This is a genomic window from Acidisoma silvae, from assembly GCF_020618775.1.
Lineage (GTDB): Bacteria > Pseudomonadota > Alphaproteobacteria > Acetobacterales > Acetobacteraceae > Acidisoma > Acidisoma silvae.
The window spans coordinates 278,300-304,463 of the sequence record NZ_JAESVB010000003.1 but is presented as its reverse complement, the minus strand read 5'-3'; the positions used below and the strand labels follow the sequence as shown (position 1 = coordinate 304,463).

Annotated in this window: 22 protein-coding genes; 11 read left to right on the top strand and 11 right to left on the bottom strand. The window is 63.0% G+C overall.

From position 1 onward, the window contains the following. Positions 1-3 precede the first annotated feature (3 nt). Entirely contained in the window at positions 4-573 is a 570-nt protein-coding gene (locus ASILVAE211_RS09450) for an NYN domain-containing protein (protein WP_227321278.1), read from the bottom strand. A gap of 144 nt (positions 574-717) precedes the next feature. Beyond that, positions 718-2,514: an IlvD/Edd family dehydratase gene (locus ASILVAE211_RS09445; RefSeq protein WP_227321052.1), complete on the bottom strand. Its 1,797-nt coding sequence runs from the start codon at positions 2,512-2,514 to the stop codon at positions 718-720. Between the two features lie 171 nt (positions 2,515-2,685). On the opposite strand from ASILVAE211_RS09445, the gene ASILVAE211_RS09440 reads away from it, so the two are divergent. After that, positions 2,686-3,474 (top strand): enoyl-CoA hydratase, encoded by a 789-nt coding sequence (locus ASILVAE211_RS09440; RefSeq protein WP_227321051.1) that lies wholly within the window; start codon positions 2,686-2,688, stop codon positions 3,472-3,474. A 35-nt stretch (positions 3,475-3,509) separates the two neighbouring features. Then, complete coding sequence (locus ASILVAE211_RS09435; RefSeq protein WP_227321050.1) at positions 3,510-4,136, top strand: GNAT family N-acetyltransferase; 627 nt, start codon at positions 3,510-3,512, stop codon at positions 4,134-4,136. Here the strand turns inward: ASILVAE211_RS09435 and ASILVAE211_RS09430 are convergent. From ASILVAE211_RS09430 to ASILVAE211_RS09420, 3 genes are all read right to left on the bottom strand, one after another. Continuing rightward, complete coding sequence (locus tag ASILVAE211_RS09430) at positions 4,133-5,038, bottom strand: LysR family transcriptional regulator (protein WP_227321049.1); 906 nt, start codon at positions 5,036-5,038, stop codon at positions 4,133-4,135. The genes ASILVAE211_RS09435 and ASILVAE211_RS09430 overlap by 4 nt on opposite strands. 9 nt (positions 5,039-5,047) lie before the next feature. Then, positions 5,048-6,607 (bottom strand): D-aminopeptidase, encoded by a 1,560-nt coding sequence (locus ASILVAE211_RS09425; protein ID WP_227321048.1) that lies wholly within the window; start codon positions 6,605-6,607, stop codon positions 5,048-5,050. A gap of 75 nt (positions 6,608-6,682) precedes the next feature. Beyond that, positions 6,683-7,435 carry a FadR/GntR family transcriptional regulator gene (locus ASILVAE211_RS09420; RefSeq protein WP_227321047.1) on the bottom strand — a complete coding sequence of 251 codons (753 nt, stop codon included), beginning with the start codon at positions 7,433-7,435 and terminating at the stop codon, positions 6,683-6,685. A gap of 161 nt (positions 7,436-7,596) precedes the next feature. Between ASILVAE211_RS09420 and ASILVAE211_RS09415 the strand changes: the two genes are divergently transcribed. Further along, entirely contained in the window at positions 7,597-8,337 is a 741-nt protein-coding gene (locus ASILVAE211_RS09415) for an SDR family oxidoreductase (RefSeq protein WP_227321046.1), read from the top strand. Positions 8,338-8,362: 25 nt separating this feature from the next. After that, positions 8,363-9,373 (top strand): zinc-binding alcohol dehydrogenase family protein, encoded by a 1,011-nt coding sequence (locus tag ASILVAE211_RS09410; RefSeq protein ID WP_227321045.1) that lies wholly within the window; start codon positions 8,363-8,365, stop codon positions 9,371-9,373. Here ASILVAE211_RS09410 and ASILVAE211_RS09405 read toward each other — a convergent pair. The 4 genes from ASILVAE211_RS09405 to ASILVAE211_RS09390 form a co-directional block, all read right to left on the bottom strand. Next, positions 9,370-10,155 carry an NAD(P)-binding domain-containing protein gene (locus tag ASILVAE211_RS09405; RefSeq protein ID WP_227321044.1) on the bottom strand — a complete coding sequence of 262 codons (786 nt, stop codon included), beginning with the start codon at positions 10,153-10,155 and terminating at the stop codon, positions 9,370-9,372. The genes ASILVAE211_RS09410 and ASILVAE211_RS09405 overlap by 4 nt on opposite strands. A 75-nt stretch (positions 10,156-10,230) precedes the next feature. Then, positions 10,231-11,664, bottom strand: coding sequence for an FAD/NAD(P)-binding protein (locus ASILVAE211_RS09400; protein WP_227321043.1), 1,434 nt, complete (start codon positions 11,662-11,664; stop codon positions 10,231-10,233). 198 nt (positions 11,665-11,862) lie between these two features. Then, positions 11,863-12,306, bottom strand: a complete 444-nt coding sequence (locus ASILVAE211_RS09395) for an RrF2 family transcriptional regulator (RefSeq protein WP_227321042.1) — start codon at positions 12,304-12,306, stop codon at positions 11,863-11,865. 89 nt (positions 12,307-12,395) lie between these two features. Next, positions 12,396-13,277, bottom strand: coding sequence for a pyruvate, water dikinase regulatory protein (locus tag ASILVAE211_RS09390; protein ID WP_227321041.1), 882 nt, complete (start codon positions 13,275-13,277; stop codon positions 12,396-12,398). 296 nt (positions 13,278-13,573) lie between these two features. On the opposite strand from ASILVAE211_RS09390, the gene hemE reads away from it, so the two are divergent. Genes hemE through hemJ form a run of 4 tightly spaced genes read left to right on the top strand, consistent with a single transcriptional unit; the run spans position 13,574 to position 16,898 of the window. Next, positions 13,574-14,617 (top strand): uroporphyrinogen decarboxylase, encoded by a 1,044-nt coding sequence (hemE, locus tag ASILVAE211_RS09385; protein ID WP_227321040.1) that lies wholly within the window; start codon positions 13,574-13,576, stop codon positions 14,615-14,617. Continuing rightward, on the top strand, positions 14,618-15,751 hold the full coding sequence (gene hemH / locus ASILVAE211_RS09380) for a ferrochelatase (protein ID WP_227321039.1): 1,134 nt from the start codon (positions 14,618-14,620) through the stop codon (positions 15,749-15,751). Then, positions 15,745-16,455: an HAD family hydrolase gene (locus tag ASILVAE211_RS09375; protein ID WP_227321038.1), complete on the top strand. Its 711-nt coding sequence runs from the start codon at positions 15,745-15,747 to the stop codon at positions 16,453-16,455. The genes hemH and ASILVAE211_RS09375 overlap by 7 nt, the downstream gene beginning before the upstream one ends. After that, on the top strand, positions 16,455-16,898 hold the full coding sequence (hemJ, locus tag ASILVAE211_RS09370; protein ID WP_227321037.1) for a protoporphyrinogen oxidase HemJ: 444 nt from the start codon (positions 16,455-16,457) through the stop codon (positions 16,896-16,898). Before ASILVAE211_RS09375 ends, hemJ begins: the two co-directional genes overlap by 1 nt. A 142-nt stretch (positions 16,899-17,040) precedes the next feature. On the opposite strand, the gene adh is transcribed toward hemJ, so the two are convergent. Further along, a complete protein-coding gene (adh, locus tag ASILVAE211_RS09365; protein ID WP_456304490.1) occupies positions 17,041-18,552 on the bottom strand; it encodes an aldehyde dehydrogenase in 1,512 nt (503 codons plus the stop codon). A 421-nt stretch (positions 18,553-18,973) separates the two neighbouring features. Here adh and rho point away from each other — a divergent pair, with 421 nt between their 5' ends. Both rho and ASILVAE211_RS09355 read left to right on the top strand, forming a co-directional pair. Then, positions 18,974-20,248, top strand: coding sequence for a transcription termination factor Rho (gene rho, locus ASILVAE211_RS09360; protein ID WP_227321035.1), 1,275 nt, complete (start codon positions 18,974-18,976; stop codon positions 20,246-20,248). A 52-nt stretch (positions 20,249-20,300) separates the two neighbouring features. Beyond that, positions 20,301-21,704, top strand: a complete 1,404-nt coding sequence (locus ASILVAE211_RS09355) for an amidase (RefSeq protein ID WP_227321034.1) — start codon at positions 20,301-20,303, stop codon at positions 21,702-21,704. A 98-nt stretch (positions 21,705-21,802) separates the two neighbouring features. Here ASILVAE211_RS09355 and ASILVAE211_RS09350 read toward each other — a convergent pair whose 3' ends face one another. After that, a complete protein-coding gene (locus ASILVAE211_RS09350) occupies positions 21,803-24,625 on the bottom strand; it encodes an MFS transporter (protein ID WP_227321033.1) in 2,823 nt (940 codons plus the stop codon). A 174-nt stretch (positions 24,626-24,799) separates the two neighbouring features. Here ASILVAE211_RS09350 and ahcY point away from each other — a divergent pair, with 174 nt between their 5' ends. Next, positions 24,800-26,119 (top strand): adenosylhomocysteinase, encoded by a 1,320-nt coding sequence (gene ahcY, locus ASILVAE211_RS09345; protein ID WP_227321032.1) that lies wholly within the window; start codon positions 24,800-24,802, stop codon positions 26,117-26,119. The last annotated feature ends 45 nt before the right edge of the window (positions 26,120-26,164 follow it).

Below are 26,164 nucleotides of genomic sequence, written 5' to 3'. Positions count from 1 at the left end.
AGATCAGCCCGGCCAGACGATCGTCCGCTTGAAATCCGCGTGTTCGAAAAGCTCAGGCGCCAGCCGCTGGCCGGGAAGACTAACCAAAATCATCTGTATCCCTGACTTTCGCCCATGCTTCATGGCAGGGATACAATCCGTGTCCCCGGTGATCAGAACGATCCGGTCCGTCAGGCGCTCATCGGAATAAGTCGCTATGTCGAGACCAATGCGCATATCGACGCCTTTTTGCTCGAAGTCGGGCACGAAGTCATCATCCGACAAAGCGGTGGGAGAGATCGGAATACGCTTGGGCTTGAAACCTCTGAATTTCAGGACGCCTTGGCGGATGGCAAACAGGTCTTTGCGCCCCAGCGCCCGCAGCCAGTCTCCTGACCCGGTAAACTGATGCATCTTGCCGGAAACCGGTAAACGCGCCTCTCCCACATAAGGGGCGCAATCATAATAGAGAATCCGGAGCAGATTTTCCTGAGCCTGCTCGATGCAGGCATGAGCGACCTTCTCGATTAGGGTCGGGTCATAGGCAAGCTTGTTCTGCCTTGCCTGCACACGCAAATGGCCGCCATCAATCATCACTATCGTTCGGATCATATACGAAACGATAAAGCCCCCGGACTTGAGGGTCCAGGGGCTTGGATCGCATAACGCAGCCCGCCTACGGGCGTAGCGGATAGACCCCGAACTTAGGACATGACAGCCCGAAATTCAACGTCCGCCTTAGTGGTTGTTGCGGGACTCGCCGCGGGTTTCCAGCACATTAATGTATTGGGTCGCCGGTTCCAGGCAGGCGCCGGTACCCATCTGCCCCACCATGCTGCGATAGATCTCTTCCCAGGGCGTCTTATTGTCGAGCACGGGCGGCTTATAGGCCGCGCGCCGCGTCGCCAATTCCTCGTCGGAAATCAGCACGTCGACGCGCCGGGCATTGAGATCGATGCTGATGCGGTCGCCGTTCTTCAATAGCGCCAGATTGCCGCCGACAGCGGCTTCCGGGGAGATATTGAGGATCGACGGACTGCCGGAGGTGCCGGACTGGCGGCCATCACCCATCGTCGGCAGGGCATTGACGCCGCGCTTCAGCAGCACCGCCGGCGGCTGCATATTCACCACCTCGGCGCTGCCCGGATAGCCGACCGGCCCGACATTGCGGATGATGAGGACGGAATCCTCGTCCACGCCCAGATCCGGATTCTCGATCCGCTCGTGATAGTCTTCCGGCCCCTCGAAGATCACGGCCTTGCCAAGAAACACATTCGGATGCGCGGGGTTGCTGAGGAAGCGCTCGCGGAACTCCGCGTCGATGACGCTGGTCTTCATCACCGCCGTGTCGAAAATATTGCCGGACAGGACGATATAGCCGGCGTGTTCCTTGAGCGGCGCGTCATAGGCGCGGATGACCTCGCGGTCGCCGTCCTCGGTCGCGGCCAGATTCTCGGCAATGGACTTGCCGGTGACCGTCAGTGCCGAACCGTCGATCTTCCCCTTGGCCAGCAGCTCCTTCATCACGGCCGGCACGCCGCCGGCGCGATGGAAAGACTCGCCCAGGAAGCGGCCGGCCGGCTGCATATCCACCAGCAGCGGAATCTCCGGCCCCAGACGCTGCCAGTCGTCCAGGCTGTGATCGACACCCATATGGCGCGCGATGGCGATCATGCTGATCGGGCAGTTGGAAGACGCGCCCAGCGCCGCGGCGGCGACCACCGCATTGTCGAAGGCGGTTTTGGTCATGATGTCCGACGGGCGCAGGTTTTCATGCACCATCTGCACGATCCGCCGGCCGGTTTCGTAGGAAATCTGACCGCGCTCGCGGTAGGGCGCGGGAATGGCGGCACAACCAGGCAGCGACATGCCGAGCGCTTCCGCCAGCGCATTCATCGAACTCGCCGTGCCCATGGTATTGCAATGGCCGATGGAAGGCGCCGAAGCCGAGACCATCTCCATATATTCTTCGTAGCCGATCTCGCCTTCCGCATAGAGCTTGCGGGCGTGCCAGACGACAGTGCCGGACCCGGCCAGCTTGCCTTTGAACCAGCCGTCCAGCATCGGGCCGCCGGAGAGAACGATCGACGGAATATTCACCGTCGCCGCGCCCATCAGCAAAGCGGGCGTGGTTTTGTCGCAACCGGCCGTCAGCACCACGCCATCCAGCGGATAGCCGTGCAGCACTTCGACCAGGCTGAGATAGGCCAGGTTGCGGTCCAGAGCGGCCGTCGGCCGCTTGCCGGTTTCCTGAATCGGATGGCAAGGGAATTCCAGCGGCACGCCGCCGGCTTCGCGAATGCCGTCGCGCACGCGATGCGCAAGGTCGAGATGATGGCGGTTGCAGGGCGAGAGGTCAGACCCCGTCTGCGCGATGCCGATGATCGGCTTGTCGGACTGAAGTTCCGCCCGCGTCAGGCCAAAATTCATGTAGCGCTCCAGATAGAGCGCGGTCATCCCGGGATCATGAGGGTTGTCAAACCAACGACGGCTGCGCAGGCGCTTCGGCCCGTTCTCGTTATCTTGGCTCACCATTCACTCTATTCCTTCGTCTCGTCTTGTCCGGCAGCGCCATTCTTAGGGATTGGCTTAAGGTCCGAACATAGAAAGATCACGCTGCCCCCCGACCATCGGCGTGTCAACCGAGGGAAGTCTGGTAAACAGGGTAAAGCAGCCTGCTGGCGCAGAACGAGAAGGACCGGACGCATGGACCTCGCACTGGAACTCACTTGCCTTATCCTGGAGCGGGAGGAGGGGTTTGCCGTCATTCGCCTCAATCGGCCGGCAGCCCTCAATGCCTTGAACAGCACCATGATGGATGAGCTTTCCGCCGTCATACCGGCGCTGGACGCCGACCCTGCCGTTCACGCCATCATCCTCACCGGATCGGACAAGGCTTTCGCCGCCGGCGCCGATATCAAGGAAATGGCGTCCAAGACATTCGCCGAGGCCGTCTCCGAGGATTTCATCACCCGCAACTGGGAGGCGGTCACGCGCTGCCGCACACCGGTCATCGCCGCCGTCGCCGGCTATGCGCTCGGCGGCGGCTGCGAGCTTGCCATGATGTGCGACATCATCCTGGCCGCCGATACGGCCCGCTTCTCCCAGCCGGAAATCACGCTGGGCATTCCGCCCGGCGCGGGCGGCACCCAGCGCCTGCCGCGCGCGGTTGGCAAGGCGAAGGCCATGGAAATGATCCTGACGGCCCGGATGATCGGCGCGGAGGAGGCCGAGCGCGCCGGTCTCGTCAGCCGCGTCGTGCCGGCGGACAAGCTCATCGAAGAGGCGAAGGCTGTCGCCGCCAAATTGGCCGCCTTGCCGCCGGTCGCCGTTCAGCTGGCGAAAGAGCTGGTCAATGCGGCCTACGAGACGCCGCTGGCGCAGGGCATCAAGCAGGAGCGGCGGACCTTTCACGCGGCCTTCGCGACCGAAGACCAGAAAGAGGGCATGACGGCCTTCACCGAAAAGCGAAAACCCGCCTTTCTCGGCAAATGACGCCCCCAACCCATCAGCCGAAAGCCTGACCGCTCATGACGACCCACACCACGCCCCTGCCACCGGGCTATTCTCCGCTACCGCCCGGGCATCTCGCCAATATCGTGACGTTTCTGGAAATGGGCGCGAAACCTGACCCGCTGCCTGCCGCCCTCTTCCCGCCCGAGGTCACGCTCACCTCGTTCGATCCTGCCGACCTCGCCGGCTATAGGGCCCTGTTCCGCCGCGTCGGCGACCCCTGGCTGTGGTTTTCCCAGGCCGCCCTGCCGGATGCGGAACTGGCGGCGCTTCTGGCCGATCCGCAGATAGAAAGCTTTGCTTTGCGGCAGGACGGAGAGGCGATCGGCATCCTTCAGCTCGACTTCCGGGAGGCAGAGGCCTGCGAGCTGCTCTTTTTCGGCCTTGCCCCCGGTTTCACGGCCAAGGGTCTCGGCGGCGCCCTGATGAGGGCTGCCATAGCCCGCGCCTGGGCCAAGCCCATCAGCCGCTTCTGGCTACATACCTGTTCTTTCGATTCCCCGGCGGCGCTCGGCTTCTACCAGCGTATGGGCTTCACGCCCTATGCGATGCAGGTCGAGGTTCACACCGATCCGCGCCTGACCGGCGATCTGCCGGAAGACGCCGCACCGCAGATTCCGTTGATCAGGCCCCGGTCACCCTAATTCCTTGGCACCGCGCTGCCGATGATGGTGATCAAGGCTTCGGCCGCGCGGCTGAGATAGCGCTCGGTCCGGCGCAGCACGTAAAAGGGCCGGTCAGGCAGTTTCAGATCGATGGTCTGCAACAGTCCGGCTTCCAGGCTGGGCGCGGCAACGGAAGCGGACAGGGCCGTGGCACCCAGCCCGGCCTCAACCGCCGCGCGCACCGCCTCGTTCGACGGCAGTTCCAGCAACACTTTCAGCGAGCCTGAAAAGACACCGAAGCTGCTCATGGCCGCCTCGAAAGCCGAACGTGTGCCGGACCCCTGCTCCCGTAGCACCCATGGACCGTCGGCCAACTGGTCCAGCGTCAGGCTTTCGGCCGCGACCCAGGGATGGCTGGGCGCGACGAGGACGACCAGCTGATCCCGCGCCACCTCATCGGCGATCAGCGCCGTGTCGTTGATGGCCCCTTCGATGAAGCCCAGTTCCGCCGTGCCTTCATGGACGGCCGCCGCCACCTGCGCGGTATTGCCGATGGACAGCCTGATCTCGACGCCCGGATGCGCGTGGCGGAAGCGCACCAGAAAACGCGGCAGCCAATAGCTTGCGATAGTCTGGCTGGCCTGCACCGTCAGGGTTCCGCGCTTGAGATCGCCGAGTTCCGATAGGACCAGCTCGGCTCTTTCGGCCCGCACCAGCACGGCCTGCGCCTCAGGCAGGAACAGCCCGCCCGCTTCCGTCAGCGCGATGCCGCGCCCGACGCGATGGAACAGTTTCGTGCCGTAGCGCTGCTCCAGATTGGCGATAGCGCCGCTGACCGCCGATTGCGCCAGATTGAGCGCCTCTGCCGCCCGCGTCATATGCTGACGTTCGGCTGCGGCGACGAAGATGCGCAACTGTTCCAGGTTGAGCTGATGGCGCATCGCGCGCACTCAGCCGACGCGGCGATAGACGATCTGCCGCGCCAGCCAGCAGCCGACCGTCAGACTATCCACACGGCCCGAGCCATCCCGCGTGAAATGCAGCGTCCAATCCCCGGGCGGCGTGTGGTCCAGCGCGCGGGGGCAGGGCAGCAGCCAGCAATCTGGTCCGAAAGACTGCAAAAGCTGCATAGCGCCCTGACCCAGAAAGCCGGAAAAGGCGCCATACAGCGTGCCGCCGGCGGCGATCACGGTGACCTCGGCGCCAAGCTCGTCCGACCGGAAGACGCCATCGACATCGACAGACGGCTCGCCCTCATGCGGCGTCAGCGTCGTGCTGAGGTTCTCACCCGCCCGCGCCATATGCAGCGCGCCATTCCGCCGCGTCAGACGGACGGAGGCGGAGGCGAAATTATCCGCGCCGGTGGGCGACAGAATCTCAGCCCCGTGTCCGAAATCGAGCCGCAGCTTGCCGCCGGCCGCAGCTTCGATCCGCGTCGCAATGCCGGTTTCCGGCTCCAGATACTGGCCGACAAAAGGCCCGGTATCTGCGTTGGCGCGCGGCGCGGGCGCATCCTCGCCCAGCATGGCGGCCAGGATATCCACAACCGGACCGCGCGGATCGGCCATATGATTGAACAGCGTCACGACCGAAATGCGCTCGCTCGGGATATAGGCCCGGAAGCTGCGGAAGCCCCGCAGGGCGCCCCCATGACAGGTCGCATCCCGCCCAAAAAACTGTGTCCGCGCCAGGCCGAACCCATAGGAGGCCGCTGCGCCATCGCGGAAGGTGACAGGCGCGGAGAGACGGCTGTAGAGCGCCTCCGGGTCGTTCCGCGTCGCATCGATATGCTGCTCCCAGGCGATCATATCGTCCAGCGACGCGCCGATGCCGGCATCCCCAGTCCACTGGATGCGGTTCACCGCCGGGCGAAACCCTGCCTCGACGCTGCCCTCATAGCCGACCGTGCCACCGGCGACCCAGGAGGTATCGGCATTGAGCAGCGCATAGGGCATGCCGGCAGGATCAAAGATGCGGCGGCGCAGGATCGTGCCGAAATCAAGCCCCGCCCGCTCTTCCAGGATGTCCGAGATCAGCCGGAAATTCTGGTTCACGTAGGAATAGCGCGTGCCAGGGCTGAAATGCAGGCTGCGCGTGCGGCTGATGATGCGCTCGGCATCCTGTCGCGTGAACAGCCCTTCCACCGGCGCGCCATACAGCATGGCAACAGCCCAATAGTCGCGCAGACCTGACTGGTTATGGGCCAAGTCGAGAATGCCGGGTTTCTCGCATTCCAGCAGCGGCAGGCGGCGGTGCAGGTCACCGTCCAGCACGGTCGGGTCCGGAAACTGGTCCAGCAGCGCGGCACAGGTGAATTGCTTGGAGATCGAGCAGATCAGGCTGATCGTTTGCGGCGTGAAAGGGATGCGGCGTTCGGCATCGGCCCAGCCCCATGTATGACGGGCCAGCACCACGCCATCCTTGACCACCGCGACCGCGCCGCCAGGCCCCGCATAGCGCTGCGGCACAGCGGCCAGGACATGATCAAGTGCGGCGGTCGAGACGGTCATCGGCAGGCTCCTAGGGGCGCAGGGCGGATAGAAAGAGACCTCCGGCGCCTGGTGGCAAGGGTTTATGCGCCTTTCCTATTCGCGGTCGAATATTGCGATGACGGAATCGAGATGCGTCGCCATGCGTGCCCGCGCCAGATCGGCATCGCGCGCGACAATCGCATCCAGCACCGCGCCATGCTCGCGCTCCGATCGAAACGCCATGTCCTCCGGCGTATAAAGATGCTGCAAATGCCGGAACAACGGGCTGTAGCGATGACCGAGCAGCAGCGTGATCAGCATCTCGTACGCGGGATTGGCGCTGGCCTGAGCGATGGCAATATGGAATTGCCGGTCCCCCGGATTGGTCCGCGAACCCTCGCGATTATCGCGCTGGTTGCGCGCGAAAGCGATGCGCAGCGTGTCGATCTGCACGGAGGTCGCATGACGCGCGGCCAAGGCAGCCGTTTCCGGCTCAACCAGTCTTCGCGCTTGCAGCAAAGCGAAGGGCGGAATCTCCGCCGACAGATCCAGCGTTACCGGCAGTTCCGGATCGGGTTCCGCGAGATTGATGCGGACCAGCTGAGCCATGATGTCACGCGTGGCCGAGGCATCCGGCACGCGCAGCACTTCCATGCCGGCGCCCACGCGGACATCGACCACGCCCAGCACTTCCAGCGCGATCAAAGCCTCGCGCACGGAGGATCGGCTGACCTCAAGCGCTGCCGCCAATTCGCGTTCGGAGGGCAGAAAGCTGCCGGGCGGATAATCCCCGCTGCGGATGAGTTCACAGAGCCGATCTGCGATCTGGCTGTACAGCCGGCCCTTCTGGATGGCTTCGAGTGCCATTCTTTTTCCCATTTGGTTCCGCTTGGCAGGACTTTACCGAACTACTACAACAGATCGGATGGTCCGGCCATTGGTCCTTCAGGACCCAAGAACGATAGATAAACGACAGACAAACGATCGCTAATCACCAATAGCCCAGCCGGATTATGGAGAGACGCAAGATGAGACTTCAGGGAAAGCGCGCCTTCATTACGGCCGCCGGGCAAGGCATTGGCCGCACCACGGCCGAGCTCTTCATCCGCGAAGGGGCGGAGGTGATCGCGAGTGACATCAACGCGGCAGCGCTTGAGACTTTGCAGGGCGCACGTACCCTGGTGCTGGACGTGCTCTCACCCGAGGCCGTGCAGAAGGCGGCGGCGGATATCGGCACCGTCGATATCCTGTTCAATTGCGCGGGCTATGTGCATCAGGGTTCCATTCTCGATTGCGACGAGAAGGCCTGGGCTTTCTCCTTCGATCTCAACGTCACCGCCATGTATCGGATGATCCGCGCCTTCCTGCCGGCCATGCTGGATGCCGGGCGAGGCTCGATCGTCAATATGGCGTCCATCGCCTCCTCCGAGAAAGGCGCGCCCAACCGCGCCGCTTACGGCGCATCGAAAGCCGCCGTCATCGGGCTGACGAAATCCGTCGCCGCCGATTATGTGACGCGCGGCATTCGTTGCAACGCCATCTGCCCGGGCACCGTGCAGTCGCCCTCTCTCAATGACCGGATCAAGGCGCAGGCCGATGCCGGGCATATCTCCGAGGATGACGCCCGTGCCGGCTTCGTGCGCCGCCAGCCAATGGGACGCCTGGGTTCGACCGAGGAAATCGCCTATCTCGCGCTGTATCTGGCGTCGGACGAAAGCAGCTACACCACCGGCACGGCACAGATCATCGACGGGGGCTGGTCGATCTGACGCGCCGGTTGCCGGATCAAACACGATGAAAACATTGATCTGTCCCGAGCCCGGCGCGCTGCGCCTGATCGATCGCGACGAACCCAAACGGGGTCCGGGCGACGTGCTTCTGCGCGTCCGCCGTGTCGGCATCTGCGGCACCGATTACCATATCCTCGGTGGCACGCAGCCCTATCTCAGCTATCCGCGCGTCATGGGCCATGAACTGGGTGCCGAGATCGTGGAAGCACCGGCCGGTTCAAGCCTGGCCACCGGCACCACCGCCGTCGTCGTCCCCTATCTCAGTTGCGGGCAATGCCGCGCCTGCCAGCGGGGCCTGACGAATTGCTGCCGCCGCGTCAGTGTGCTCGGCGTGCATCAGGATGGCGGCATGGCGGAATACATCGCCGTACCGGCGCAGAACGTCATCGCGGCCCCTGAACTGACGCTGGATCAGGCGGCGATGGTGGAGTTTCTGGCCATCGGCGCGCATGGCATCCGTCGCGGCGCCGTGCAAGCGGAGGATCGTGTTCTGGTGGTGGGCGCGGGGCCAATTGGCATTGCCGCCACCATCTTCGCCCGCGCGCGCGGCGCGGAGGTGACGGTCATGGACCTGCGGCAGAACCGGCTGGATTTCGCCAAGCGGGAACTGGGTGCGACCCATATCGTCACCGCCGGCCCGGATACAAAGGCGCAGCTTGAAGCGATGACCGAAGGCGAGTTCTTCGATGTCGTGATCGACGCCACCGGGCATCCGCCGTCGATGAATGCCGGGCTGTTCTATCTCGGCCATGGCGGACGCTATGTGCTGCTCAGCATCGTGCCAGCCGATATTTCCTTTCCCGATCCGGAATTTCACAAGCGTGAGACGACGCTGATCGCCAGCCGCAACGCGCTGACGGATGATTTCGCCGAGGTGATGCGCGCCATGGCGGCAGGGCAGGTGCCGACCGCCGCCCTTGCCACCCACCGTGCGCCGATGACGGAAGGTGCCGCCGCCATTCCGGTCTGGGCGAAACCCGAGACCGGGGTCATCAAGGCGCTGCTGGAAGTTTAGCTTTTCTTCATCAACGTACGGCGATGGGCTTCGACCACGTCCAGCGCCTTTGTCATCTCATCGAACCAGCCGGTGCGGTTGAAATAGGCGCGCACCGTCTCGTTCAACCCGCCGGGCGTCTCATAATTCTGCGGCGGCAGGCCGTGGCCCTGCCGTTCGGCGGCGAGCGCCAGTTCAGCGAGGCCGGAATAGAGCGAGCGCACGAAAGGCGTCGCGACACCGTCAGCGATATTCCGGCTTTTCATCCAGTCGATCACCGTATTTTGCAACTGGAAGGTGGCGGACATGAGGCCCGTCGCCATGCTTATCGTATCGAGGTCCGATTCCCGCGCAGGAATCACGAGTTCGCCGACGCCACCGAACAGTTCCTCAACCGAGGCGTCGGACGGCGTCATCAGGATCGGCCCTTTGCAGAACTCGACGCCGGGCAGCGGGATCATGCGCACGACGCGGGTAGCGGGCGCGACCTGCTGCAACAGCACATCCACCGGGACGCCGGCCAGAAAGCTGACGATGATCTGATCGGCCCGGAACGGCAGCCGGCCCAGATCGGAAATCTGCTTGGGCAGCACACCGATGAGAACGATGTCGCTTTTCTCGACGACGGCCTCATTGCTCTCTTCCCGCACCGTATTCTGCGGAAAGTCGGCGGCCAGAGCCTTCGACCGGCCCTCAGACCGTGGCGAGAGATGGTAAGTATGTTCGGCGGCGGCTGTCGTTTGCAGCCCGCGGATCACCGCGTCCGCCAATGTGCCCGTACCCACAAATCCCAGATGCGCCATCTTGCCCGTCCTTGCCCAATCTCAATGCAAGACTCAGGAAGCCGCGATCCGCGCCTGAGCGCAAGCGGCCGGCCGTCAGATCGACCAGGATACGTCCGATGATTGGGCCGCCACCGCAGGCGGCTTGACCAGTGCTGCCAATTGCCCGGCCAGGAATTCAGCCTGCTGGCGGATATCGGGCACCGCCGTCATTTCCCAGAAGGCGCCCTTGGTGACAGGGCCGATGGCGAACAAGCGACGGGAAATGCCGCCGTCGCGGCCCAGCAGCGCGCAGGTCCGGGTAATATCAAGACCCAACGACAGCGCATCCGGCCGCACCATCCCCTGATCCAGCATGCGGCGGACCAGCGGGTCACGAATGCGGCCGAAATCGCTTTCCGGCCCGGAACAGTTGATCACGCGTCCGACGGTCAAGCTGTCCAGCTCGTCCTTGAAGCGCGGCCGATAGGTCACTTCCACCCCGTCCGGCGTCACGCTGTAACCCCGGATGCGTCCGGCCTGAATGCGCAACTGGCCAGTGCGGCGAGCCTCCGCGATGCGCGCCGCGACCGGGCCGGAAATGCGATGGCGATGCGTATCCCACCAGGGACGCAGATGACGCAGGAAGCGCAGACGGTCCTCATGCGGCATGGCCTGCCAGATTTCCGTCGTCATCGGCCGCAATTCGTCGATCACCGCCTGCCAGGATCCGCCGGCCTCCCGTGCCTGGCCGCTGCGATCCCGCAGAAAACGCGCGAGATTGCTGAGCCGCGTCGGAAATTCCTCGGTTTCCGGCAGCGCCGTTTTGACCGGGCCCAGAAGATGATTCTGCGGCAGCAATCCACGGCGGGACAAAGCGACGATCGGGCCGCGATGGGCGCGGTCGAGCAGCGAGACGACGGTATCGACGGTCGTCAGACCGGTGCCGATCAGCAGCAGCGGGGCTTCCGGGTCCAGATTATCGAGCAGGTCAGGCGCCCAGGGGTCAGGGCGATAATGCTCGGTATCATAGAAACTCGCATCGGCGACGGGCGGCGGCGAGGGCGGGAAATTACCCACCGCCAGCACCGCGCGGTCGACCGGCAGGGCTTCGCCATTGCCGAGCGTCACCACCATGCCGCCCGATCCGGGTGCGATATCAGTGACATCGGCCCGCAGCAATTCAAGCTGTCCGCAATGAAGGGTGGACTTCATCTCGTTTTCAAGAAGATCGCTGATATAGCGGCCAAAAATCGCGCGGGGAACGAAGGTCGTGGGCAGCGGTTGCAGGCCGTCCAGCAGTTCGGGCGGACAGGCTTTCAGCCAGTCCAGGAAATCGGAGGGCCGCGCCTGGAAGGCGCTCATCTTGGCAGCCGGGACATTCAGAAGATGCGAGGAATTGCCAGTGGAATAGGCGGCGCCGCGCCCGAAATGCTGGTTGCGCTCGATCAGGACGATGCGGGTCTCGGGTGAGCATTGCCGCATCAAATGCAGCGCCAGCAGGGTGCCACTGAAGCCCGCGCCGACAATGGCGATGGTCTGTTGGGTCATCCTGTCTCCCTTCCGAAAAGACCGTTTCGCGGACTGCAATCTTTGCGACAAACGTCACGGCCCGATGGTGGTAGGCCAACAGCAGATGACACGCAGCCAGATCGGCGCAAGCTCGAAAATAGCATGCGCTTTCATGCCCCATTATGCCAGCATCTATTTCCTATTGGTCAAGTAGAAAATAGCCCTCCATCAGGGCGGTCAAAGAGAAAGCATCGCTCCCGCCTGCGGCACCTTAGCCAGATCGGCGATGGTGCAGCCCTCCAGAACCGCGGCCGCCGCATCGCGCACCCGTTTCATGAGGTCGGTCAGCTGGCAGGTCTCGATATCCTTGCAATCCTTGCAGACACCGAAGCGGGTCTTGCTGGCGCAAGGTGTCAGCGCGATGGGCCCATCGATGATCCGCATGACATCGGCAACCGATATCTGGCTGGCCGGCATTAGCAGCTTATGGCCGCCGACCGGGCCCCGGCGGCTTTGAATGAAACCTTGGTCGCGCAGCTGCACCAGGATTGCTTCAAGGAATTTCCTGGGTGTGTCGCTGCGCTCGGCAATGGTCTGCGCACTGGTCCAGTGATCAGCCTCAGCCTCCTCCACAAGGATCAAAATGGCACGGAGGGCATATTTAGCGCGGCTGGATAGCATGGTCGGTCCGTGTAAAGGCCAATGATGGGCTCATACTATGGAAGTTTGGTTTTGGCCTTATGCCATCTGGCGCGGCAAAGGTGATAAACTCAAGGTGTAATCGTGCCGGATCGGCGTTCAGCCTCTGCCTTCAGCCGGCGTTCGGTCCAGGATTCCATCAGTTGAATGATCGTCGCCGCCGTCTCCTCGATGGACCGGCGGCTGACATCGATCACCGGCCAGCCGCGGCTGGTGCAAAGCCGCTTGGCCCATAGCAGTTCGGCCGTGACGGCCTCCAGGTCGGTGTAATCGCCCCGATCCGGCGCCTGGCCTATCGCTTGATGCGTGCCCAGCATCCGCAGGCGATGACGGCGGATATCGATCAGCGATTGCGGATCCAGCGTCAGCCCCACGACAGGGCAGCGCGGATTATCCAGCGCATCAGACAGCGCGATGCCCGGCACCAGTGGAATATTGCCCGCCTTGATGCCGCGATTGGCCAGATAGAAGGAGGTCGGGGTTTTGGACGAGCGCGAGACGCCGACCAGAATGATATCGGCCTCTGCAATCCCGGCCTGAGCCTGCCCGTCATCATGCGCCAGAACATAATGAATGGCGTCGATCCGCCGGAAATAATCGGCATCCAGTATATACTGTCGCCCCGGCCGGGCAGAGGCCTGCTCGCCCAGATGGTCCTGCAGCATCGTCATGACCTGATCCAGCACGTGCACGATCGGCACGCCCAAGCGGTCGCAGGCCATATCCAGCTCGCTGCGCAGCGCGCGATCGACCAGGCTGGACAGCACCGGACCGGGCTCGGCCTGCAATCCGTCCAGCACCCGATGCAGCTGAAACCGCGTCCGGATCAGGCTCCAGCGATGGGGCACGATGGCCAGATGCTCGAACTGAACGGTGGTCGCGCGGGCGATAGCGTTGAGCGTCTCGCCGGTCGCATCCGAGACCAGATGGAGGTTCAATCTGTGCGTGGACATCTCGGGATCATAACGGGATAAGTGGGGATAAGGGAGAGCGCTTCGGCTGGGCGGCGCGCCATGCGGGGACAGCCTGCAATTCCAGCGTACATGTGAAGATGTGTACGGCCCTAACCGGGCTGTAACGGGGCGGTCACAGAGTCTTGAGAAAAAACAGCGCGCTAATCCCTCTCAAGCCTGTGGAAAACTCTGGGGAGAAAAACTGGGCCGACCGGGTACCCCGCTTTTCCACACCCCATCTACTACCCCCACCTACTTAAAATTCTATTCTGAGTTAGTAGGGAGACCGACCTTCTTTGGGGATAACCGTGAAAAGACTTTTGGACGCATTTCTGGGGAAAACCGTCTGGCCACCGCCCATTTGGCTGATGCGGCAGGCTGGAAGATACCTCCCGGAGTATCGGGAACTTCGTTCTCAAACTACTGATTTTGTTAGTTTTTGTCTGGATCCGACACGGGCTTCCGAGGCGACCTTGCAGCCTATCCGCCGCTTCGGCATGGATGGCGCGATCCTCTTCAGCGACATCCTGATCCTGCCCTGGGCTCTGGGACGGGAGCTACGTTTTGATGAAGGCCATGGCCCACGCCTGCCGCCACTCCGGACTGTGGATGAATTGCAAAACCTGCAGGTTCAAGGATTCCTGGAAAAGGTAACGCCGGTCCTGGAAACCATCCGGCTGACCCGCGCCAGGCTTGCGGCCGAGCATCCCGACACCGCGCTGATCGGCTTCGTCGGCGCGCCCTTCACGGTGGCCTGCTACATGGTCGAAGGGGGCGGTTCGAAGGATTTTGCCGAGACGCGTAAAATGGCCGCCCAAGATCCCGCTCTGTTCGATGGGCTGATTGACCGGATCACCCAGGCCAGCATCACCTACCTGCTGGCTCAGATCGCAGCCGGAGCGGAAGCGGTGATGCTGTTCGACAGCTGGGCCGGTTTGCTGTCGCCGACCAGCTTCGAGAAACATGTCATCCAGCCGACAGCGCGCATCGTGGCCGCTATCCGTCAGCATCACCCCGATATCCCGATCGTGGGCTTTCCGCGCCTCGCCGGCACCATGGCGGCAGCCTATGCGGAAAAGACAGGGGTCAGCACCATGGGCGTCGATACGGCGGCAGACCTCAATCTCGTCAGGCAGTTGGTGCCTTCGACGGTAGGGCTGCAGGGCAACCTTGATCCCTTTGCTCTTCTAAGCGGGGGAGAGGTGATGGAACAGGAAGCGCGTGCTATCCTGGATGCCATGAAGGGTCGCCCCTTCGTCTTCAATCTCGGCCATGGCGTGATGCCGCCGACACCCCCCGATCATGTGGCGCACCTGGTCGATTTCGTTCGAGGTCAGTGAGTGGATCAGATTTCAACCCGCCAGGCCGATGCATCGGTAAAACCGGCTCGGCCGCGGGTTGCGGTCGTCCTGTTCAATCTCGGCGGCCCGGACAATCAGGACGCGGTTCGTCCCTTCCTGATGAACCTCTTCACGGATCCTGCGATTTTGCGGGTGCCGCCTTTCATCCGCCCTTTTCTGGCGCGCTATATCGCGCATAAGCGCGTGCCGGCGGCCCAGGAGAATTATCGGCTGATGGGGGGCGGATCCCCGCTTCTGCCTTTGACAGAACGACAGGCAAGCGCGCTTGAAGCGGACCTTAAGCAGGATTGGGACGCCAAATGCTTCATCGCCATGCGCTATTGGCATCCGTTCAGCGAGGCGGCGGTCGCAGCGGTCAAGGCATGGCAGCCGGAGGAAATTCTTCTCCTGCCGCTCTATGCGCAGTATTCCAGCACAACCACAGGTAGTTCTCTGGTGGCGTGGCGGGAGGCCGCCGCCAAGGCGGGCCTCGCCGTCAAAACCACGACCCTCTGCTGCTGGTTCGAGGATGAGGCTGTGCTGGCCAATGCGGCGGCGCTGGCGCAAGGGACCATCGACGCCGCAAAAGCCGCCCTGCCCCCCGGCACGCCCCTCAGAGTGCTATTTTCGGCCCATGGGCTGCCCCAGGTCATCGTCGACCGTGGCGATCCCTATCAGTTCCAGATCGAAGCCTATGTGGCCGGTCTGCGGCGATACCTCACCGATCCTGCGATCGACAGTCTTGTCTGCTACCAATCCCGCGCCACGCCGCAGCAATGGCTGGCGCCCAGCACGGATGATGCGGTGATGGAAGCGGGACGGGACGGGGTGGCGCTGGTCGTGGTGCCCGTCGCCTTCGTCTCCGATCATTCAGAGACGCTGGTCGAGCTTGATATGGAATATCGCGATCTGGCGGAGAAGCACGGGGTGCCGGGCTATTTCCGGGCGCCGGTGCAGAATGACGATCCTGGGTTCATCGCGGCCCTGGCGGGTGTCGCCCGCCATGCGCAGTCTAGGGGCCCAGGCCTCTGTAGCACGGCCGGTGGCCGTATTTGCCCGACGCCACATGGCAACTGCCCTTTCGCCCAGGCCGGGCATGACACGACCTCAAGGATGGCGATACCCGCATGCTGACGGCTTCTGAAGTTCTCGCCCGGCGCGATCAACCGATCGACCTGGTCATTTTCGACTGTGACGGTGTTCTGATCGACAGTGAAGGCCTGGCCGCCGTTGTGCTGTCGCGGCAGCTGAATGATCTCGGCTGGATGATCACCGCCGAGGACTGCATGCACACCTTCATGGGCACTTCGCTGAAGGACATTATCCGGCGCACGGAAGCGGTGATCGGCCGCCCGGTGCCGGCAGATTTCGGGGCGACTTTCTCGGCCGCCATGGTCAAGGCTCTGGGTGACGAGGTCGGTGCTATTCCCGGCGCCGCCGAGGCGCTGGAGCAACTGACCGAGGCCGGCATGAAGTGGCGCGTGGCCTCCAATTCCAGCCATGCCGAGATGGCGGTCAAATTCGGCCGCACGGGCATGGCGCATCTGGTCGGTGACCGTCAGCACAGCGCCGAGGACATGATCAGGATCGGCCTGAACGGCAAGCCTGATCCGCATCTGTTTCTGGCCGCGGCCGAAGCCGGCGGCGTGCCGCCGGAGCGCTGCGTGGTGATCGAGGATTCGGTACCCGGTTCGCGCGCCGCCCGCTTGGCCGGCATGACCTGCCTCGGCTTTTCGCCGCATGCCCCCGGTCAGGAACTGGTCGTGGAAGGTGCTGGGATTTTCAAGGACATGGCGCAATTGCCGGCTTTGCTTGGACTGGCGAAGGTCTCCGTCTGATGCTGCTGATCAGCCTCTATCCGTGGATCAAGGCCTTCCACGTTATCAGCATGGTCGCCTGGATGGCCGCGACCTTCTATCTGCCGCGCCTCTATGTCTATCACTGTCAGGTGCCGGTGGGCTCTACGGAAAGCGAGCGCTTCAAGATCATGGAGCGGCGGCTGCTGAAGCAGATCATGAACCCGGCCATGATCGCGACCTGGATCTTCGGCATTATCCTGCTGGCGACGCCGGGCGTTGTCGTCTGGAGCACCGGCTGGTGGTATGTGAAGCTGGTCTCGGTTCTCGCACTCACCGGTTTTCACGGTGCGCAATCAAAATGGCGCAAGGATTTCCTGAACGACCGCAATAAGCGGCCTGAGAAATTCTATCGTATCGCCAATGAGGTGCCGACGGTTCTGATGATCATCATCGTCATCATGGTCATTGTGAAGCCGTTCTGAGGCGGTCGCCTCACCCTGCCTGTCACCCGCGGAACAAGTCCGCGGGTGACAGGCAGGACGTCGAATCTTAAACCCGTCATCCCCGGGCGGGGCCGCCCTCGGCTTGTGCCGGGGACCTACCTGCTGCGGTGGGATACCCCTATCAGAAGAACCCAAGCGCCTTCGGGCTATAGCTGACCAGAAGGTTCTTGGTCTGCTGGTAGTGATCCAGCATCATCTTATGCGTCTCGCGCCCGATGCCGGACTGTTTGTAGCCGCCGAAAGCGGCATGGGCCGGATAGGCATGATAGCAGTTGGTCCAGACGCGGCCGGCCTGAATGCCACGGCCGAAGCGATAGGCACGGCTGCCGTCGCGGGTCCAGACCCCGGCGCCGAGGCCGTAGAGCGTGTCATTGGCCATTTCCAGCGCTTCCGCCTCGGTCTTGAAGGTGGTGACGGACACGACCGGTCCGAAAATCTCCTCCTGGAAGACCCGCATTTTGTTATGGCCCTGAAGGATTGTCGGTTTGATGTAGAAACCATCCTTCAGGTCGCCGTCGAGCACGTTGCGCTCACCACCCGTCAGGATCTTGGCGCCTTCCTGGCGGCCGATATCGAAATAGCTGAGGATCTTCTCAAGCTGTTCCGATGAGGCCTGGGCACCGATCATCGTGCTGGGGTCAAGCGGATTGCCCTGGCGGATCGCCTCCACCCGCTTGATCGCGCGTTCCATGAAGCGGTCGTAAACCGATTCCTGGATCAGCGCACGGCTGGGACAGGTGCAGACCTCGCCCTGGTTCAAGGCGAACATGGTGAAGCCTTCCAGCGCCTTGTCGAAGAAGGCGTCATCCTCGTTCGCGACATCGGCGAAGAAGATGTTCGGCGATTTGCCGCCCAGTTCCAGCGTCACCGGAATGAGATTCTGGCTGGCATACTGCATGATCAGCCGGCCTGTCGTCGTTTCGCCCGTGAAGGCGATTTTGGCGATGCGCGGGCTGGATGCCAGCGGTTTGCCGGCTTCGAGACCGAAACCATTCACGATGTTCAGCACGCCGGGCGGCAGCAGGTCGCCGATCAGCTCGGCCAGCACAAGGATGCTGGCCGGGGTCTGTTCGGCCGGCTTCAGAACCACGCAGTTCCCGGCGGCGAGCGCCGGGGCCAGCTTCCAGCAAGCCATCAGGATAGGGAAGTTCCAGGGAATGATCTGGCCGACGACACCGAGCGGTTCATGGAAATGATAGGCGATGGTGTCATGGTCGATTTCGCTCAGCGACCCTTCCTGGGCCCGCACGCAACTTGCGAAATAGCGGAAATGGTCGATGGCGAGCGGAATATCGGCGGCTGTCGTTTCCCGGATGGGCTTGCCGTTGTCCCAGGCTTCGGCCAAAGCCAGCTTGTCCAGATTGTCTTCCAGCACCTGCGCGATGCGCAGCAGGATCAGGGCGCGGTCGGCGGCCGGGGTGCGTCCCCAGGCGTCCTTCGCGGCATGGGCGGCATCGAGTGCCAACTCGATATCGTCCTTGTCCGACCGGGGAACCTCGCAGACGACGCGGCCATTGATGGATGATGTATTTTCGAAATAGCGGCCACCGACGGGCGCGACCCATTTGCCGCCGATGAAGTTTTCATAACGCTTTGCGAAAGGCGGAGCCTGTAGCAGGCTGTTCGGAGCCATCTGGTCCATCTTTTGTCTCTCCCTTGAGCGTTTGTCGTTTTCGCTCGTTTTACTTGCCTGTCTTTTGACAGATTTGCCCTTTGACAGGTTTAAGCCGGCAATTGTTTGCTGTTTTTTAATCTTGCCGAGCGGAGATCAGGCTATCAGGCCGAACGGGGCGACTGCAATTGGCGTCTGCGGCAGGTCAGCTCTTTTTCGTGGGATGAGCTTTTCACGGCTACACGGGGTCTTGACTTGTGCCGCCTGACAGGCCAGTTGAAAGCTATATGAGTGGTTGGTGTTCTTCCAGCCATAGAGCGGCCGCGTCTTTAACCGGTATCAGCCGCCTCCCGTATCATACCCGTCCAATCAACCCCCAAGCACGTCCCGTCGCTTGTAGGCCATAAAATCCCGGCCGATCTGATCCCCCGAAGGCGTTCCTATGCATCTCGCCGAGCTTAAAGCCAAAAGCCCCACCGATCTCCTCAGCCTTGCTGAGTCTTTGCAGATCGAGAACGCGTCATCGCTGCGCAAGCAGGAAATGATGTTCGCCATTCTCAAAAGCCTTGCGGAGAATGATCAGGCCATTCATGGCGAAGGCACACTCGAAATCCTCCCCGACGGCTTCGGCTTCCTGCGCAGCCCGCAGTCCAATTATCTGCCGGGCCCGGACGACATCTATGTCAGCCCGCATCAGGTCCGTCGCTTCGGTCTGCGTACGGGCGATTCGGTCGAAGGGCAGATCCGGGCGCCGAAGGACGGCGAACGCTATTTCGCGATGTATAAGATCAATACGATCAATTACGAGGCGCCCGAAGCGGTTCGGCACCGCACCAATTTCGATAATCTGACGCCGCTTTATCCAAACGACCGCCTGAAGATGGAAATGGAGCTGCCGCCCTCCCCCGTCAAAGGGGCGGCGAAGGATTATACGCCGCGCGTCATCGACCTCATCTCCCCGATCGGCAAGGGCCAGCGCGCGCTGATCGTGGCGCCGCCGCGCACCGGCAAGACCGTGATGTTGCAGAGCATCGCGACCGCGATTTCCACCAATCACCCGGAAGTCTTCCTGATCGTTCTGCTCATCGATGAGCGGCCCGAGGAAGTGACCGACATGGCGCGCAGCGTGAAGGGTGAGGTTATCAGCTCAACCTTCGACGAGCCGGCGACCCGCCATGTTCAGGTGACGGAGATGGTAATCGAAAAGGCCAAGCGCCTGGTCGAGCATAAGCGTGACGTCGTTATCTTGCTCGACAGCATCACCCGTCTGGCCCGCGCCTATAACGCGGTCGTGCCCAGCTCGGGCAAGGTGCTCACCGGCGGTGTCGACAGCAATGCGTTGCAGCGTCCCAAGCGCTTCTTCGGTGCGGCCCGCAATATCGAGGAAGGCGGCAGCCTGACCATCATCGCGACTGCGCTGATCGATACCGGCAGCCGCATGGACGAAGTCATCTTCGAAGAGTTCAAGGGCACCGGTAACTCGGAAATCATTCTCGACCGCAAGATCTCCGACAAGCGCACCTTCCCGGCCATCGACATCACCAAATCGGGCACCCGCAAAGAAGAGCTCTTGGTGGAGCGCGCGACCTTGTCCAAGATGTGGGTGCTGCGCCGCATCCTCAACCCGATGGGTTCGACGGACGGTATGGAGTTCCTGCTCGACAAGCTGAAATACAGCAAGACGAACCAGGACTTCTTCGACGCGATGAATACCTGACGCTCGTCCGGCAGCGAGGCGGGGTCGGGTGCTTGGAAAGGACTAGCACCGCATGGCCCAGCCTTCTCTGCCGGCGACCCCTCTGGATGACGCCGACGCGCTTTGCCGCCTGAGCGCGACAGAGCTGCTCGCACTTTACGAAAAACGAGAGCTTTCCCCGGTTGATGTCACACGCGCGGCGCTCGCACGCGCCGAGGTGGTGCAGGACCGTTTCAACGCCTTCGTCCGCATTGATCACGAAACCGCACTCGCCGCGGCCGCTGAGTCCGAGGCGCGCTGGCATGACGGAAATCCGATCGGCCAGCTGGACGGTATTCCGACGACCATCAAGGATATCGTCTACGTCAAGGACAGCCTTGCCCAGTACGGGTCGCGCTCACCGGGCGTGACCTCCCCGGCTGATGCCCCTTCGGTGGCTCTGCTGCGCCAAGCCGGCGCAGTGTTTCTCGGTCTGACCACGACTCCCGAATTCGGCTGGAAAGCGCTGACCGACGGTCCGCTGACCGGCATTACCCGCAATCCCTGGAATCCCGATCTCACGCCGGGCGGCTCCTCCGGCGGGGCCGCCGTTGCAGCCGCAACCGGCGCGGGCGCGCTGCATCTGGGCACCGATGGCGGGGGTTCCATTCGCGTGCCGGCGGCCTTCACCGGCATCGTCGGCCATAAGCCCACCTTCAGCCGCGTGCCGGCCTATCCGGCCAGTGCTTTCGGCACAGTCGCCCATATCGGTCCGATGACGCGTACCGTGGCCGACGCGCAGCTGATGCTACAGGTCATGTCCGGGCGCGATCTGCGCGACTGGTTCCAGAACCCGCTGTCCTTCTCCCCAGCCGATGCCGCCCCGCCGACCGACCTCAAGGGCATGATCTTCGGTGTCTGGCGCACGCCGCCCTCCGGCTATGTCGATCCTGAGATCGCGGCGGCTTTCGAGCGCGCTCTGGCGCGGCTGGCAGCAGCCGGGGTGGAACTTGTCCCTGTCGACCTGCCGGTGGACGAGAACCTGCTCGATCTGTTTCACCGCCACTGGTTCGCGGGCGCGGCAGCGCGCCTGTCCGCGCTGTCGGAAGCCGATCTCGCCAATGTCGATCCCGGCCTGCGGCAGATCGCGGCTCAGGGCGCTGAATACAGCGCCGTCGATCTCATCAAGGCGCATGGCCGCCGGGCTGCTTTCGGTGCGGCTTTCGACATGCTGCTGGACGGTTTCGACGCCATCATTTCCCCGGCCTGTTCGGTTCTGCCCTTCACGGCGGGGGAGGAAGTGCCGCTGGGCTCCGGCCTCGGCCGTTGGACGGAATGGGCGGGCTTCAGCTACCCGGTCAATCTTGCCCAGGCGCCGGCGGCCATCATCCGCTCCGAGATTCTGCCGAATGGCCTACCGGTTGGGTTGCAAGTCATCGGTCCGCGTGGAGAGGACGGCGACGTTCTCTCCATCGCGGCGGCGATCGAGGCGCTTTAGATTTCAGAGGGTCGCCCGCGGCTTCATGCCGCGGGTCTACCCATTTCAGCGCTACAAGCTGGGTCTCAGAGTCAAGCCCGAGGACGAGGATTGTTCTCTCAGGCAGCCTGGCCGCTGGCGACGGTGCTCAGCGCCAGGCGCTGAACCCCGGCGAAATCGACCTTGCCTGAGCCCAGCACGGGCACGGCGGCAATCACACGGATTTCCGCCGGCACCGTCAGCTCCGTCGCACCTTGGGCGCGGGCGAAGGTCAGAAAGCTCGCGCGGTCGGCATCGACCTGTTCCGTGAACAGAATAATTCTCTCGCCCTTGCGGGCGTCGGGGATGGCAGCCGCGACCGATACCGCCTCCGGCCAAAGCTCAGCCGCCAGCATATCGACGACTTGTAGCGAGATCATCTCGCCACCCAGCTTGGCGAAACGCTTCGCGCGGCCCTTGATGGTGATATAGCCGTCGGCATCGATCGTTACGATATCGCCGGTATCGTGCCAGCCTTCCGGCAGCGGCTCGATCACGCCTGGCGCATCGACCCGCAGATAGCCGAGCATGATATTGGGTCCGCGCACCACCAGCCTGCCGCCCTCGGCAATGCCCGGCACCGGATCAAGCCGCATCTCGATATCCGGCAGCATCTGCCCGACAGTGCCGATGCGGCTGAAGGTCGGCGTATTCAGCGCCAGTACCGGCCCAGTCTCGGTCACGCCATAGCCTTCCAGCAGCTGGATGCCGAATTTGTCCTGATACAGCGCGCGCGTCGCGGCCTTCACCGGCTCAGCCCCGGCCACGACGTAGCGCAACGTGCGGAAATCGTCCGGTTTCGCCTGACGCGCATAGCCAGCAAGGAAGGTATCGGTGCCGATCAGCGCCGTCGCGCCGGTTTTGCGGATCAGGTCTGGGATGGTCTTGTAATGCAGCGGCGAGGGATACTGGAACACCTGCACGCCGTAATAGAGTGGCAGCACGACCCCGGCGGTCAGGCCGAAGGAATGGAACATCGGCAGGACGTTAAAGATCTTGTCCGAACTATTGAATTCGATGACGGTCGCGACCTGCGCGATATTGGCCAGCATATTGCGGTGACTGATGGCGACGCCTTTCGGCACGCCTTCCGAGCCCGAAGTGAAGACGATGGCGGCGGTATCGTCCGCGCGCCGCTTCGCCATGGGCCGGTTGCCTTGCAGAAGGCCGCGCAGCTTGTCGACGGTACCGATCTGCTTACGGACGTCTTCCAGATAGACGATGCGCAGCTGCTCGCCGTCCGGCGAGGCTTCCAGCCCTTGGATGAGCTTTTCAAGCTCGCCCTTCTGGATGAAGGCGCGGGAGGTAACAATGCTGCGCACTTTCGCAGCCTTGCAGGCATGCAGCAGATTCGCCGCGCCCGCCGTGAAGTTGAGCATGGTGGGCACGCGGCCCGAGGAGATCAGGCCCAGCACCAGGGCCATGGTTGCATTGGCATTGGGCATCAGCACGCCCACCGCTTCACCGGGGGCGGATAGGGGGCTGAGCTTGCGGCCCAGAATGGCCGCGCCCAGCAGCAGGCGCTTGTAGGTAATGGTGCCGGAGGTCGCATCCTCGGCCGCAACACGGTTTTTGCCATGGATGCGCGCGGCTCGGGCCGTCGCCTCGAATACGGTCATGTCCATCGCAGCTTCTTTCGGCTGAGTGAGGGTTGAAGGTAGCGTAGCCAGCATCCAGACGGCGACCAACAGACAGGCGATGCCGAGCAGGCCGAAGATCACCGGCACGGCAAGCCCCGTCCCCAGCAGCGCCGCCGTCAGGATAGCACCGATCGCCATGGCGCCGGCGCCGATGACATTCGCCCCGGCCACGATGCGCGCCCGATGGTCGGGCTTCGCCCAGGCCTGCAACGCGGCGAAGGTCGGCACGGCCAGCAAGCCGCCCGAGATCGAGATAAGAACCAGATCGGTGAAGACATGGGCGGTCAGGTTCGGGTGGTCTTTAACACCCAGGGTCACGCGCGCCAGGTCGAGCAGGAAGACGCCGACCAGGGCCGTGCCAATGACGGAGGGCATCAGTTTCGCGCGCCCACCCGTCAGTCGCGCGGCCAGAAGCGACCCCACGGCGATGCCGACACAGAACAGCAGCAAGGCAAGCGTTGCCGTCTGCCGGTCGGCGCCGAGCGACAGTTTGATCAGCCCGGGCAGCAGGCCGAGGGCAATGGCGCCCACCAGCCAGAACCAGGCATTGGCCAGCGCCACCCACCAGATGCGCCGCTCGTCGCGCAGATGGGCGACAAGGGAGAAGGTGGAGGCGAAGATATTGCGTTCGATCCTCAGATCGGGTGCAGCTTCGCCGGTTTGGGGAATGAGCCTGGCACAGGCCCAGCTCGCCAGCGCGAAGACCAGAACGGTGCCGGCCAGGACCAGCCGCCCATGCGGCAGGGTGGAGACAAAACCGCCGGCCGCCGTGCCGCCGATGATGGCCAGGAAGGTGGCACCCTCCACCAGTGCATTCGCCGTCGGCAGCGCTTCCGCCTGCAACTGGTCGGGCAGGATGCCGTATTTCACGGGACCGAACAGGGCGCTGAGCGTGCCGAAGGCAAAGAGCGCGACGAACAGGATCGGGATGCTCTGCAGCAGAAAGCCCACAACCGCGAGAACAGCGACTGCAATTTCAACCAGTTTGATTCGCTGGCACAGGCGCGCCTTGTCGTAACGATCCGCCATTTCGCCGCCGATGGCCGAGAGCAGGAAGAACGGCAGGATGAAAATGGCGCCGGCCAGCGTGATCAGCGCATTGGCCGCATGCGGCGGTTCCCCGCCATGGTTGCCGGCACCGATGGCACCCCACAGGATGAGGAACAGAAGCGCGTTCTTCAGAAAATTGTCGTTGAAGGCGGCGAAGAACTGGCACCAGAACAGAGGCGCGAAACGGCGGGCTGTCAGTAGCGATCGTATCATAGTCCAGCGGTCTCCTCGGCGCTCCCGGCATCGTGTTTCGGGGCGCTTCGCTTCATACGGGCGCGATCAGGCATGGGATGTGACGCCTGCGCCTGTCGGCCCTGCTCGGAAAAACTTTCCCTCAGGCGGGCGCTCGGCTATTCCGCCTTTAGATATCGAACGGAACGAACACCCATGCCCGATACTGCCATCACCTCCCCAGCCGGAGATTACAAGGTCCGTGATTTCAGCCTGGCCGATTGGGGCCGGAAAGAAATCTCGATGGCCGAGGACGAAATGCCCGGCCTGATGGCCCTTCGCGCGGAATATGGTGCCAGCAAGCCGCTGGCCGGCGCCCGCATTGCCGGCTGCCTGCATATGACCATTCAGACCGCTGTGCTGATCGAGACGCTGGTGGCGCTGGGCGCGACCGTGCGCTGGTCTTCCTGCAATATCTTCTCGACCCAGGACCATGCCGCCGCCGGCGTCGCCGCCGCAGGCATCCCGGTCTTCGCCTGGAAAGGCATGAACGAGGAAGAGTTCTGGTGGTGCATCGAGCAGACGGTGCGCGGTCCGGACGGCTGGACCCCGAACATGATCCTGGATGATGGCGGCGATCTCACGGTACTGATGCACGACAAATATCCTGAAATGCTGGCCGATGTGCGTGGCATTTCCGAGGAAACGACGACGGGCGTGCATCGCCTGTGGGAAATGGCCAAGGCCGGCAAGCTGCTGGTGCCCGCCATCAACGTCAACGACAGCGTCACCAAGTCGAAATTCGACAATCTCTATGGCTGCCGTGAAAGCCTGGTGGACGCCATCCGCCGTGGCACCGACGTCATGATGGCCGGCAAGGTCGCCGTCGTCGCCGGCTTCGGCGATGTCGGCAAGGGTTCGGCCGCGTCTCTCCGCAACGGCGGCTGCCGCGTGCTGGTGACCGAAGCCGACCCGATCTGCGCCTTGCAGGCGGCGATGGAAGGCTATGAGGTCGTGACCATGGAAGACGCCGCCCCGCGCGGCGATATCTTCGTGACCGCGACCGGCAATGTCGATGTCATCACCATCGAGCATATGCGCGCCATGAAGCACCGCGCCATTGTCTGCAATATCGGCCATTTCGACTCGGAAATTCAGATCGACGCGCTGCGCAACCTGCAGTGGGACAATGTGAAGCCGCAGGTCGACGAGGTCATCTTCCCGGACGGCAAGCGCCTGATCGTGCTTAGCGAAGGCCGCCTCGTGAACCTCGGCAATGCCACGGGTCACCCGAGCTTCGTGATGTCCGCCTCCTTCACCAACCAGGTTCTGGCGCAGCTGGAACTGTGGCAGGCGAAGCCCGGCGCCTATGAGAAGAAGGTCTATACCCTGCCGAAGGTGCTGGATGAGAAGGTCGCAGCGTTGCATCTCGCCAAAGTCGGTGCCGTGCTGACCAAACTGAGCCAGAAGCAGGCCGATTACATCGGCGCCGGTTCCGTCAGCGGCCCCTTCAAGCACGATCTTTATCGCTACTAAGACCGGCTTTCGCCGGAGACGACAAAAGGCGGTCCCTCACGGGGC